The sequence below is a fragment of the Bacillus sp. MUM 116 genome (genome assembly GCF_001866655.1).
Lineage (GTDB): Bacteria > Bacillota > Bacilli > Bacillales > Cytobacillaceae > Neobacillus.
Genome location: NZ_MLYR01000077.1, coordinates 1 through 12,961, shown reverse-complemented (window position 1 = coordinate 12,961; position 12,961 = coordinate 1). Strand labels below are relative to the sequence as shown.

The 12,961-nt window shown below is 37.0% G+C and carries 13 protein-coding genes; 7 read left to right on the top strand and 6 right to left on the bottom strand.

The genetic code is table 11. From position 1 onward, the window contains the following. Positions 1-10: 10 nt before the first annotated feature. From BIV60_RS18065 to BIV60_RS18055, 3 genes are all read right to left on the bottom strand, one after another. Entirely contained in the window at positions 11-1,117 is a 1,107-nt protein-coding gene (locus BIV60_RS18065) for a putative glycoside hydrolase (RefSeq protein ID WP_071357101.1), read from the bottom strand. 134 nt (positions 1,118-1,251) lie between these two features. Continuing rightward, complete coding sequence (gene ald / locus BIV60_RS18060) at positions 1,252-2,385, bottom strand: alanine dehydrogenase (RefSeq protein WP_071357100.1); 1,134 nt, start codon at positions 2,383-2,385, stop codon at positions 1,252-1,254. A 117-nt stretch (positions 2,386-2,502) separates the two neighbouring features. Further along, complete coding sequence (locus BIV60_RS18055; protein WP_071357099.1) at positions 2,503-3,741, bottom strand: PucR family transcriptional regulator; 1,239 nt, start codon at positions 3,739-3,741, stop codon at positions 2,503-2,505. A 357-nt stretch (positions 3,742-4,098) separates the two neighbouring features. On the opposite strand from BIV60_RS18055, the gene BIV60_RS18050 reads away from it, so the two are divergent. The 5 genes from BIV60_RS18050 (at position 4,099) to BIV60_RS18030 (ending at position 9,075) form a co-directional block, all read left to right on the top strand. Beyond that, positions 4,099-5,499 (top strand): amino acid permease, encoded by a 1,401-nt coding sequence (locus BIV60_RS18050; RefSeq protein ID WP_071357098.1) that lies wholly within the window; start codon positions 4,099-4,101, stop codon positions 5,497-5,499. Positions 5,500-5,770: 271 nt separating this feature from the next. Next, positions 5,771-6,601: a 5'-nucleotidase, lipoprotein e(P4) family gene (locus BIV60_RS18045; protein ID WP_071357097.1), complete on the top strand. Its 831-nt coding sequence runs from the start codon at positions 5,771-5,773 to the stop codon at positions 6,599-6,601. A gap of 128 nt (positions 6,602-6,729) precedes the next feature. Continuing rightward, the gene (locus BIV60_RS18040; RefSeq protein WP_141770491.1) at positions 6,730-7,599 is read left to right on the top strand and encodes a permease; all 870 of its coding nucleotides are present in this window, start codon (positions 6,730-6,732) and stop codon (positions 7,597-7,599) included. Positions 7,600-7,612: 13 nt separating this feature from the next. After that, the gene (locus BIV60_RS18035; protein WP_071357095.1) at positions 7,613-8,503 is read left to right on the top strand and encodes a TIGR03943 family putative permease subunit; all 891 of its coding nucleotides are present in this window, start codon (positions 7,613-7,615) and stop codon (positions 8,501-8,503) included. Positions 8,504-8,676: 173 nt separating this feature from the next. After that, positions 8,677-9,075 carry a FixH family protein gene (locus tag BIV60_RS18030; protein ID WP_177177336.1) on the top strand — a complete coding sequence of 133 codons (399 nt, stop codon included), beginning with the start codon at positions 8,677-8,679 and terminating at the stop codon, positions 9,073-9,075. A 74-nt stretch (positions 9,076-9,149) separates the two neighbouring features. On the opposite strand, the gene BIV60_RS18025 is transcribed toward BIV60_RS18030, so the two are convergent. From BIV60_RS18025 to BIV60_RS18015, 3 genes are all read right to left on the bottom strand, one after another. Next, a complete protein-coding gene (locus tag BIV60_RS18025; protein ID WP_071357093.1) occupies positions 9,150-9,515 on the bottom strand; it encodes a cytochrome-c oxidase in 366 nt (121 codons plus the stop codon). Between the two features lie 161 nt (positions 9,516-9,676). Then, positions 9,677-10,933, bottom strand: coding sequence for a DUF445 domain-containing protein (locus BIV60_RS18020; RefSeq protein WP_071357092.1), 1,257 nt, complete (start codon positions 10,931-10,933; stop codon positions 9,677-9,679). A gap of 107 nt (positions 10,934-11,040) precedes the next feature. Then, positions 11,041-11,595 (bottom strand): DUF3939 domain-containing protein, encoded by a 555-nt coding sequence (locus tag BIV60_RS18015; RefSeq protein WP_083402315.1) that lies wholly within the window; start codon positions 11,593-11,595, stop codon positions 11,041-11,043. A gap of 108 nt (positions 11,596-11,703) precedes the next feature. Here BIV60_RS18015 and BIV60_RS18010 point away from each other — a divergent pair, with 108 nt between their 5' ends. Then, positions 11,704-12,390, top strand: coding sequence for a response regulator transcription factor (locus tag BIV60_RS18010; protein WP_071357091.1), 687 nt, complete (start codon positions 11,704-11,706; stop codon positions 12,388-12,390). A gap of 136 nt (positions 12,391-12,526) precedes the next feature. Further along, the gene (locus tag BIV60_RS18005; protein ID WP_071357090.1) at positions 12,527-12,862 is read left to right on the top strand and encodes a hypothetical protein; all 336 of its coding nucleotides are present in this window, start codon (positions 12,527-12,529) and stop codon (positions 12,860-12,862) included. Positions 12,863-12,961 lie beyond the last annotated feature (99 nt).

The window sequence follows — 12,961 nt, the reverse complement described above, 5'->3', positions numbered from 1 at the left end:
CTATATTCTATTAGTACGGTGTGTAATCCACGTTTTGTGTGTAATGATTGCCGGCATTCCAAAGCAAAAATTCGTTAATCCCCTGAGAATGCAGCCCTCGAATTTGATCTTCAATTTCTTTTTTGCCATACACCTTGTAATTTCCTTTTCCAAGCCATGTTGCGGTAAAATCCTGCAGCCAGGGTCTTGAAACAGGAGGGGCTGGTAATTTTTGCAACCGCTCCTTTTCAACTCTTGCGTACTCGCTTACAAGCTGATAGGGATGAAGGTCAGGTTTTTGGATTCCAAAAATTCCTGTCCAATGGCTGGGATAAATCATCGCGGAAACGACATCGACGTTGTCAGCAATTTTTGAGAAATTTTGACCAATACCTTGTGCCTCCGGTATAACGGTTGCATTGCCAAAAACATCTACGGAAACTTTAACATTATAGGGTTTTAACCTCTCCCGTGCATTTTTAACAAAACTAGTTACCGCGGCGATTCGATTTTGTCCATCTTTGGAAGGAAATGTTCCCTTTTCATAAATAAGCTGTTGTTCAAAGGTCTCAAATTTCTCTGGAAAACGCACATAGTCAAATTGAATTTCTTTAAAACCAATCTTTGCAGCTTCGATGGCCATTCCAATATTATAGTCCCAGACCTCTTTGAGAAATGGGTTTGTGAAGGAATCACCCCCAGAGTTTTTCCAAAGGCCTTTTGTTGTTTTATAAGAAAGATTTGGTGCTTTATTTGCCAATACAGAATCTTTAAATACGACAATTCTGGCAATTGGATAGATACAGTTTTCTTTTAGTGTATTTAATAATGCTGTTGGGTTTTTAATATAAGGCCGGCTGACAGCATAATACGGTGAATTTTTAGGGGGCAGAAAGGTCAAATTTCCATAATCATCTTTAATATCGATGACCATTGCGTTTAATTCGGTTTGGTTTACAAATGAAAATAATTTTTGAAACTGTGTGCCGCTTGTATTTTCAGCTTTTACATAGATTCCGCGAATCGGCTGATCATGATTGGAGGATAATTGGCCGGGGTGTTTTGCGAACGTATTGTTTCCATTGAGAGAAAATATAAAAGCTAAGAGAATGAAAATGGATACCAAAATCCTTTGCATCTAATCACTTCCTAAGTTCTTAATTGCTATTATCGTTCTCATTTACTGTTAGGTTCATTCTATAAATCTTGAACATACAAAGAAAAATCCCCACAAGAAATTCCTGTGAGGATTTAATGAAATTTATAGTTTTATTAAAGAGCAGCTAATTCTTTTTTTAATGCATCTTCAACCGTAACATAGTCATAGCCAAGATCTTTTGCAACGGCTTCGTACGTAATTTCACCGTTTGCAACGTTTACGCCAAGTTTTAAGGCATAATTTTCGGCAATAGCTTTGATAACGCCTTTGTTAGCAATTTGCACGGCATATGGAACCGTAACATTCGTAAGTGCGATGGTTGAAGTTCTAGGAACTGCACCAGGCATGTTTGCAACTGAATAATGAACTACACCATGTTTAACGAAAGTAGGATTATCATGTGTTGTTACATGGTCGCTTGTTTCTACAATACCACCTTGGTCAATGGCAACATCAACAATGACTGAACCAGGTTTCATTGTTTTAACCATTTCTTCGGTAACAAGCTTAGGAGCCTTCGCACCTGGGATTAATACTGCACCGATTAGAAGATCAGCTTCAGAGACCGCTTCAGCAATATTAAATGGATTGGACATTAATGTTTTCACTTGGTTTCCAAAAATATCGTCCAATTGACGCAGGCGATCTGCACTTAAGTCAATGATGGTTACATCTGCACCTAAACCGACAGCCATTTTGGCTGCGTTAATTCCGACAACTCCGCCGCCAATGATGGTAACTTTACCGCGATTAACTCCTGGCACTCCTGCAAGAAGGATACCTTGACCGCCGTAGAATTTTTGCAGGAATTGAGCACCGATTTGTGCAGCCATACGTCCCGCAACTTCACTCATTGGTGTAAGAAGAGGAAGAGTTCTGTTAACTTCGACTGTTTCATATGCGATCGCAATTACGCCGCTATCTTTAAGCGCTTTTGCTAATGGCGGCTCAGCAGCTAAGTGTAAATAAGTGAAAAGAATCAAGCCTTGACGGAAGTATTTATATTCACTTGCCAGCGGCTCTTTAACTTTCATGATCATTTCGGCTTTTCCCCAAACTTGATCAGCGCTTTCAATAATTTGCGCGCCGGCTTTTACATAATCCTCATTGGAGAAACCGCTTCCAATTCCAGCGTCCTTTTCAACTAAAACACTGTGTCCTGCATTTAAAAATGAAACCACTCCAGCTGGTGTAAGTGCAACTCGATTTTCATTGTTTTTAATTTCCTTAGGTACTCCAATAAACATTCTATAAATCCCCCTTAGTAACTTAGGTTATTCATTGCTCTGGTTTTAGTATAGAATGTTTGCCGCTGTTTTTCTTTGTGGAAAAAGGAGAAATATTTTTCTCCTTTTTGGTGATTTTCACAAACGATGATATTTTTCCAATTTTAAATCCAGGAATAACAGCATTTTTTGATTGGGATCTTTAAAGTTAACTTCCCCAATTTCAGAAATCCGTTTCAAGCGATAATTTAAGGTATTAGCGTGAACGTTTAATTCCTTAGCAGCATCTGGGATATTAGTGTCTTGATTAAGAAAAATCTCAAGGGTTTCCACTAAATTACTGTTATGTTTTTGGTCATATTCATGAAGTAATTTTAATGAACGGTTTTCATATTCCTCGGTTTTTCTTTTATCTAAAAGCAAATCAAAAAATTGATAGATGCCTAGCTGTTGATAATGAAAGATATTTTTGGTTTCAAATGGGAACTTTTCCTTAATCGTTAAAATCTTTAGTGTTTCTTGATAAGCTTTCCCAATTTTTCCATAATCATCATAAATACTGCTAAAAACGGGAGTAATATTCTTAACTCCATATCGTTCATTCATTTTCGACACAAATGAATGAGCAAAATGGCCAATATCTCCTCCTTGTTGATCGTTTTTTGGAGCGGATACAAGTAATATCAGCTGGTTGCAATCAATTGTATAAAGCATAATGGTTAGACGCTGGCTTGTTTTTAACAGGTAAGAAATGGATTGCTCCTCTTTCCGGGTAATGTTTTGCTGAAATTGAAAAACAAGGATAGCATAAGAAGGGGAAGGAGTAATTTTTAATGTCCCGAAATTCTGAAGGATTTCCTCATTAACGGTTAAATGACCCGTTAACAGCTTCCAAAAGAATTCTTGAAAATGTTCACCCCTTCTGTTTTTTCGTGTCTGTAATTGCAGTAATTTATTTTTTACAGCTACAGCAGCTTTTTTCAGCAGGATAAAATCTTGCTCTGTTAATGTTTTATCAATTTCAATGGCCCAAATAAACCCTAGCACCTCTTCTTGCTTCCAGATAGAAATAGCTACTCTATCACTTAGGCCGATGTCGTCCATACTTTTTACGCGAATGGGCTTATCTGTTTTTAACAGGGCGGGGATGGTTCCTTCTTTCCATAATTGATTGATCACCTTTTCAGGAACTCTTCTGCCGATAATGGTAGAAATTCTTGCCGGATCCGTTCTTTCATCATGTGTACTATAGGCAAGCAGCCGGTGGTTCGCATCTTCAATCGTAATAGGGCATTGCAGGACTTGACTAATGAGATCGGCAAACTCATCTAAACTATCAAAGTCAGCTTTAAAAGGGTCATTAAGTGAAGAATTCAAGTGTCTCCCCCCAAAAAAGTAGAAACAAAATAATAAGTGTATTTTGTTTAAATATACAAAAAGACAGTGAAAAATTCTAGTTTTTGCACAAAAGAAATAAAAAGTAAAAATGTTAAAATAATTTTAGGTATTTTCAAAAATAGAAAAAATTAGTATAATGAAAAATGAAAGCGGTAACACCAGTGGAATCTGGAGGTGGGTCTATTCATCCTAAAACATTTGTTTTCTGTTCACTATTTGCAAATGAATAATATTATTACTATATTGATAAAGTTAAAAAGCGTAAAAGAGTAACAGATCTAATCTATTAGCATTATCATTAAAAATAGAAGTTATGATATAAGAGGAGATGAATTTATGAGTAAAAACCCTCAAGAAAAAGAACTTCATCGTGGTTTGGAAGAAAGACATATTAATTTAATGTCTCTAGGGGCCGCAATCGGGGTTGGTTTATTCCTCGGTTCAGCAACAGCTATTAAAATGGCAGGCCCGGGAATTATTCTTGGCTATGGATTTAGTGGTTTGATCATGTTTTTTATCATGCGTGCCCTAGGGGAAATGGCCATTCAAAAACCTGTAGCGGGATCATTTAGTAAATATGCACGTGATTATTTAGGACCGCTTGCAGGCTATATAACCGGGTGGAATTATTGGTTCTTATGGGTTGTAACCTGTATGGCAGAAATTACTGCAGTCGGCGTTTATATGCAATATTGGTTTCCAAGTACACCTGGATGGCTTTGGGCATTGGCGGCATTGGTGATCATGGCCACTGTCAACTTCCTTGCTGTAAAAGCCTATGGTGAACTTGAATTCTGGTTTGCTCTAATTAAAATTGTAACTATTTGTTTAATGATTGTTGTTGGTCTAGGAATGATCTTCTTTGGACTTGGAAATGGAGGAATTGCGACTGGTATCCATAATTTATGGAATCATGGCGGATTTTTCCCACACGGATTTAAAGGAATTTTAATGTCCCTGCAAATGGTCATGTTTGCTTACTTAGGAATTGAAATGATTGGGGTTACAGCAGGAGAGGTTAAGAACCCTGAAAAGACTATTGCAAGAGCAATCGATTCTGTTTTCTGGCGTATTCTAATTTTCTATGTTGGTGCACTTTTTGTTATCATGTCCATTTATCCTTGGCAGGAAATTGGAACAAAGGGAAGCCCATTTGTATTAACCTTTGAACAAATTGGAATTAAAGGTGCAGCAGGAATTATTAACTTTGTTGTTCTTACTGCCGCTCTTTCTTCTTGTAATAGTGGGATTTTCAGCACAGCAAGGATGTTATTTGACCTTGCAAAGCATGGAGAAGCGCCTAAGAGATTCGGAAAAGTAACAAAGACAGGAGTTCCAGGTCTTGCAATTATTGCCTCTGCAGCCGTATTATTGGTTGGTGTAGTTTTAAACTATGTGGTACCTGCGAAAGCATTTACATGGGTAACAAGTATTGCTACTTTCTCGGCGATTTGGACATGGGCTATTATACTTTTATCCCAGCTTCGTCATCGTAAAGATATGAAGCCAGAAGAGGAGAAGCAGTTGAAATATAAACTGCCGTTATATCCGCTATCTTCTTATCTTTCACTTGCATTTCTTGTTTTTGTTGTGGTGATTATGGCGATTAATCCTGATCAAAGAATTGCCGTAATCGTTGGACCAATCTTTATTTTAGGCCTCGTTGGATATTACTATTTAAAAGGTTTTCATAAAAGAAATTCTTCTCCGTCAAAAACAAAAAATCAAGCAAGTTAAATCATATTACGAAAATGGAGCCCGGCAATCGGGCTCCATTTTTTTTACTTAAGGCTATTTTCGCATAGGTTGTTGTTTTTCGTATAAGTTCATCAACCCGTATAACTAAATGCTTCGTGGCATCTTTTCGTAAGACATTTGCGAAAATTGCCTAGAAACTTAGTGAATGCCCCTTAATAAGGTCCAAAAGCAACAAAGTTTACGAAAAAGAGCCTTACTTAAAAAAGGAATGAATCCATCCATGGATTTGTCACATACTAATTTCGACTGAATGAAGGAGGGAAAAGGGATGAAAAAATTTACAGCATTCGTTGCAACGGCAGTCTTATCCATATCGTTTTTTAGTACAAATGCCAATGCGCAAAATGTAGCGGATCCTACTGCTGCACTGCAAGACCAGAATACGATGTCTGTTCTTTGGTTTCAAAAAGCGGGCGAAGCAAAAGCATTATATTATCAAGGATACAATGTCGGGAAAATGAGGCTGAATGAGATTTTAAAGAAAAAGCCAAAGAAAAAAGCTTTAAAACCAGCTGTAGTCCTTGATATTGACGAAACGATTTTGGACAATAGTCCATATCAGGCGTGGAATGTGGTTTCAGGAAAAGCCTATCCATTAAATTGGAATGAGTGGATTAATAGTGCACAGGCGAAACCGCTTCCGGGGGCCATTGATTTCTTAAAGTATGCAAATGCAAAGGGTGTAGAAATATACTACATATCGAACCGAACTGAAGTACAAAAGGATGCAACGATTAAAAATTTAAAAAGTGTTGGTGCACCGCAAGCAGATGCTGCACATGTCTTGTTAAAACAGCCTGGAGAAAAAGGCAAAGAAATCCGCCGTCAGCAAGTCGCGAAAACACATAATATTGTCCTATTATTTGGCGATAACTTGGGAGATTTCAGCGGATTCGATGATTTATCTGTTTCCGAAAGACTCCAAGCGGTGGACAAACATCGTTATGAATTTGGTAAGAAACTGATTGTTTTTCCGAACCCAATGTATGGCGACTGGGAAGGCGCAATTTATAACTATGATTTCAGTAAATCGGATGTCGAAAAAGCCAAATTAAGAAAAGATAATCTTGTCCCATACTAGCCATAAAAGATACAGCCAACTCTTAGTTGGCTGTATCTTTTTGTAATTCCAGTTTTTTTCGTTGGACGATATTTAGTAATGAGAGTATAGTAGTTTCCATGAGTCTAGGTAGAAGTTTGGAGGTTTTCATGGATAGACTATTGCAATTAAATACGATTTTTATCAGTATTGTGATTGAAGCGATTCCTTTTATTATTATTGGGGCTTTAGTTTCTGCACTGATTGAAGTTTTCGTTTCGGAAAATACCATTATTCGAATTATGCCTAAAAATAGATTCTTATCTGTTATAACTGCCAGTTTCATTGGAGCCTTATTCCCAGGCTGTGAATGCGGGATTGTTCCGATTACAGCGCGCTTAATAAAAAAGGGGTTGGCACCGTATTCCGCGATTGCATTTATGCTTTCCGCCCCAATTATTAATCCGATCGTTCTTGTCGCTACATTTATCGCATTCGGTGATAGTTGGATGATGGTTTGGTACAGGGCAGGTTTGGCCATCGGAGTTTCTATTTTAGTCGGGATCATTCTTTCTTTTTTCTATAAGGAAACACCGTTAAAATTGAATTATATCGAACATGCACATGATCATTCGCAGCAAAATACGAAACAAAAACTAATTAGTGTCATCACCCATACAATCGATGAATTTTTAAGTGTGGGAAAATTTCTGGTCATGGGTGCATTAATTGCCTCTGCAATGCAAGTATATATTCCAACAAAGATTCTTGTTACTTTGGGAAATACAAAAATTACCGCTTCATTGATTATGATGGCTTTGGCGTTCATATTATCCATTTGTTCAGAAGCGGATGCATTCGTAGCTTCGTCTTTCCGGAACAGTTTTGCTCAAAGTTCAATCGTCGCCTTTTTAGTATTTGGGGCCATGGTAGATATTAAGAACCTGCTGATGATGTTTGGTTCCTTCAAACCGAAATTTGTGATTCTTCTCATTTCTTTAATTTCGGGATTGGTATTTGTCGGTTCACTTCTTTTGTAAAGGATGTGGGGTAATGTATCGGGTTGTAATTTTATTGCTTTTCACAAACTTATTTTTTATGTTGCATTCAACAGGAAACATCTCAAAATATATAAACCAAAAATATTCTTTCCTCTCTTATAGTATGATCTACGTTTTATTTTTCTTGACTATTGTGGAAGGAATTCGCTGGTATATTGCCAGTAAGAAGGATGAGACGGACCATCAACATAATTGTGATTGTCATCATGACCATCAACACCATCATGAACATGGAGAGGGCAAGGAGAAAAAGTTCACTAAGAAAAAATTTAAAAAAATCTTGGGATACACTTTTGTATTAATACCTGCAATATCAGGTGTTGTTTTGCCCGTTGCGACTCTTGACTCTCAGTTAGTGGATGCAAAGGGATTTTCATTCCCAACATTAGAGGACGGAAATGACAAGTACGGTACCCATCAAGTTCTAAATCCTGATATGAGTAAATTCATGAATCAAGGCGACTTTCAAGATTTAGTTCACAAGGAGTCTAAATCCTATGTCGGAAAAAATAATATTACTTTATCAGATAAAGACTTTTTAGTAGGCTTAGAAGTCATTTATAATTTTCCAGGGACTTTTGCGGGAAAAACGATTACCTTGAAAGGATTTTCGTACAATGGCCCTGGTTTACAGCCTAATCAACTTTTCTTACTGCGATTTGGGATCATTCACTGTGTAGCAGACTCTGGAGCTTTTGGAATGATGATTCAATTTCCAAATAACATACACATTCCAAATGACCAGTGGTACCAGGTAACAGGGACCATGGATACCGTTTTTTATCAACCAATGAAAATGAAAATTCCTGTTTTGAAAGTAACTAGCTACAAAATCATTCCAAAGCCAAATGATCCTTATGTTTATAGAAACAGCTTGAATTAATTGGAAAAATGCCTATTTATTATTGTTGAACTATCCTAAAAGGTAGAGGGTGCCCCTAAAAGTTATATTTTTGGGACACCCTCTTTACGTGTTGGGATTTATCGTTTTGTTTACTGCCGATTTAGTGATAAGATTTTAGGAAGTTAGGCAAAATGTTTAAAAGGGAGATTATCATGAAGAAATTTTTCATAGGATTCGTGGTATTGATAGGGCTGCTTGCGGGTTGTTCGGATCAAAGCGGGTTGAATACCAGTAACAGCAGCGGTACACCCCAAGAGGTAAAGGTAGCCATTAAATTTGTTCCGGAAACCATTCCGGCAAATCAAAATGCAAAAATAGAAGCGATTGTAACACAAGGGAAGGAAAAAGTATCAGATGCAGACGAAGTAAAATTTGAAATTTGGAAGTCCGGACAGGACAAACATGAGATGCTTAAGGCTAAAAATGAAGGGAAAGGGATTTACTCGATTACAAAAACCTTCAAGGACGAGGGGCAATATTATGTTACTGCCCATGTTACCGCAAGAGATATGCACACGATGCCAAATCAAAAATTTACGGTAGAAAAATAAAGTATCAAAAGGGCTGCGGCAAAAAATGGATTCCGCAACCCTTTCTTTTTTAAATAAATAAAATTAGTTCAAGTTTACCTTCTTACATTTTTTAAAATATTGATGGCGAAGACGATAACCCCTAAGACCATTAACGTGCCTCCGGTTGCTACTGCTGGGCTGGCTGCTGTTGTACCTGATACCAGGAAGGCAAGGCCAATCATCATAATCGGAAGGCTTATATTATGAAGCCAAAAATGAACCTTTGCCAATGTCGTTTCTGCTGCCGCCGGAAAGGCAACATAAATAAGTCCGGCGAGTGCCATTGACATCCAGCCTAATAGAATGATGTGGACGTGAACAGGTGTGAAGGTGAATTTTTCCGTCATGGACATATACATACCAATTAGGACCCCAATGACAAAATACACGACAGAGATTTTGATAAACTTAATCCCCATACTTCATCCTCCTTTTTTCACTAAAAAAATATGACTACAGTAGTAAATATGACTTAAAAATCTGAAAAAGAACTGACTTTTTTCATGGACAAAACTGATTTTTTATAGGAGAAATTCCATAAAAAAAGCTACCCTGAAAATTTTCAAGGCAGCTTTACAAATTAGAACAACATTCTTAAACTTACTAATATCAGACCAATTAAAAATCCGCAAACCGCTCCATTTACACGAATCCATTGCAGGTCATTTCCGACATTTGTTTCAATCATGCGAATGAGGGTTTTATCATCTAATTTTTCAAGGTTTTCTTTGACTAATTTTCCAATTTTTGGATGGTTATTGTCAACAAAAATCGAAATTTGTTTCTTAATCCAGCTTTCAGCCAGTTCGAGTTTTTCATCATTTGCTTTTAATTCATTTATTAAATTGGTTAAAAACGGGAAAAGATGTGTCTCGAAAAAGCCTGGGTCTTGGATAAATGTGATTGCTTTTTCTTTAAATTGTTGCAAAACCGTAATAATCTTTTCTTCCGGTTCCCATTTCGTTACGAGTTTTTCTCTTAGATTATTCAGTTCAGTTATTAAATTTTCATCACTTTTCATGTTTTGCAGCTTATCGTTGAGAGCTATCAAAAGTGTGGCCCGGTTTTGATTATGTGGATCCCGAAAACTTTCCACGCCCTTATGAATAAGATTTTGAATAATATTGCCCAGTTTTTCCTCATTCACTAAATTACTAAATGATTTTAAAGCAAATTGCATAAAACCATCTGCTTTGATATTTTCAATTGCATCAACGGCCATTCTCCCAAGCCGGTCTCTTGTCGTATCTTTTTCCGCCCATGTATCAATTTCATTTAAAATATAATCAAGGGCTTTTTCATCATAATTGCGTTTCGTTAATTCATCGATGATGACTGGGAGATACACTTTCATATCCAGACGGTTTATCAGTAATTTGACTTCTTTTTCTACAAATGGGGCTATTTTTTCTATATTCACCTTATGAATAAAATAGTGAATTCCATTGATCATATTTTTACGAGCTGAATCTGTTTCCAGTTCTCTTTCAGCGATGCTTATGAGTTTTTCCATGAATGGGATGACCGCAACCTTTTTACGAATACTTTCCTTTGTAAGCCAGTCATTTTCCAGCATCGAGATAATTCCCACGGTAATTCTTTTCCTGTTTTTAGGCAGTAAGGCAGTATGGGGGATTGGAACCCCTAATGGGTGCCGAAAAAGGGCTGTGACAGCAAACCAGTCGGCAAGACCCCCTACTAATCCCGCCTCGAAACCTCCTTGGAGGAGGGCGCCCCATATGGAAGATTGAAATGGTATGGTCAGAGCAAAACCAATAGCCATTATGAGTAGTGAAATGGTTGCTAAACGCTGTGATTTTTTCTTGCGTGAGAACATTTTATAACTCCTTCATCTTAACCTTAAATATTCTTATAAAGCTATTATCTCAATAAAGCCGTAAATTGCAATTTTCAAGACTGAACAGACCAATAAAAACTCCCCTTTTAAGAAGAGGAGCTGTCTGTTTTAGGCTTGGCATGTGTAATTAAGCCATCCAGTTTCGTTATATAAAAGGGTATTTCCGGAATCTCCTTAAGATAGTGGTGCTCGAGTAATTGATAATAATTCACCCGCCGGTCTGCATCATACTTTAGCATTGGATATTCTTTATGATCCTTCACATACAGGTCGACAGCTTTTTGAACCATATCCATGACAGGAGGAATATGTTTTTCACATTCTTCAAATAAATCATAGGTTTCCTTCGACATATAAAAATTTTTTTCGGGCATTCCTCCTAAAATCGGGGCAATATGTTTATAATCGATACTATGGTCATCGCGAACAAGAATGGTTCGATATACTCCTTTGGGCAATTGGTCGGAGAATTTTCTCACAGCATGGCGGATTTCCGCCATGGTTACATCGATAGTCGGAAATGGTGTATTTTCATTATTATCAGTACCGGATTTCATGTGGTTTATAATAATCAGCTTTCGGATAAAAAATGCAATGCCGATAACTAAAACAATTCCTACAATTATAAATAAAAATTTCATCTTATCACCCCTTTATATTATAGTATAGTTTTAGCTTTGCTATAGCCTTCAAATGAATTTTTCGGTAAATTGAAGATAAGGGATTTTTTAAGAAGGCAGGTGAGTTGCTTGAAGATTTTAGTCGTAGAAGATAACGAAAGTGTATGTAGTATGATTGAGATGTTTTTTATGAAGGAAGGATACCATGGGGAATTTGTCCATAATGGGCTTGAAGGGTATGACCGTTTTCGCTCAGGCGATTGGGATTTACTCATTCTTGATTGGATGCTTCCAGGGATGGACGGGGTCAGTCTTTGTAAGAAAATTAGAGAGGTAAGCAATGTACCGATTATCCTTTTAACGGCAAAGGACACAGAATCTGATCAAGTTTTGGGACTTGAAATGGGAGCAGATGATTATGTGACCAAGCCCTTCAGTCCGCTTACCTTAATGGCAAGAATAAAAGCAGTTTCCAGAAGGTTCAAACAAGATGTCCACATCCATGAAAGCCAGTATTTGGAGACGGAGCATTTCATAATAAGCAAAGAAACAAGGGAAGCCTTTTTAAATGGTGAAAAAATTACAAGTTTAACACCGAAAGAATTTGATCTATTATTTTTCTTCATCCAAAATCCCCGCCAGGTTTTTTCACGCGAACAATTATTGGATAAAGTCTGGGGCTATCAATATTATGGCGATGAACGCACCGTGGATGTTCATGTGAAACGTTTAAGAAAGAAAATTGGAACGGATGAACAGCCATTTATTCACACCATTTGGGGTGTTGGCTATAAATTTGATGAAAACACACACTAGATAAAATGAAAAGGTATCCGTGGAAAATTCATGGATACCTTTTCTGTTGAATTAATATTTGTTGCTGTTTCTGTAATATATTACTGGTAAAATTGATGATAAAATGGGGGTACTTAAATAAAAGGAGTTTTTGGCGATGGAACAAAAGCTTGAGAAATTAACGGAAAACATGAACGATATAAAAACATTAATTCACGCATTTAATAAAACATTGGAAAACATTGAGCAAAGGCTTTCAAGACTTGAAAAGGTAGACAGCATCGAACATCGGGTAGCGGTAAACCAAATTGATCTATCAGATATAAAAGATTCATTGCAGCGCATTGAAGATTTACAAGGTACGGTTTTAGAAAAAATGGAGAAAAAACAAGATAATACCGAAGAAATTCATTATATTAACCGGCGATTGGATTCACATCTTGTTAAAATTGCGAAAGCTGAAGAAGAAATTATCATGTTAAGAGATAAGTAAATAAGAAAAGCGCAAGCGCCTTGCTCATCCTCAGGCATAGCACAAGACAAGCCGGCCGAGAGGTTGTTTTTTAACCTTTTGGACGGATTGGCTTGTGAC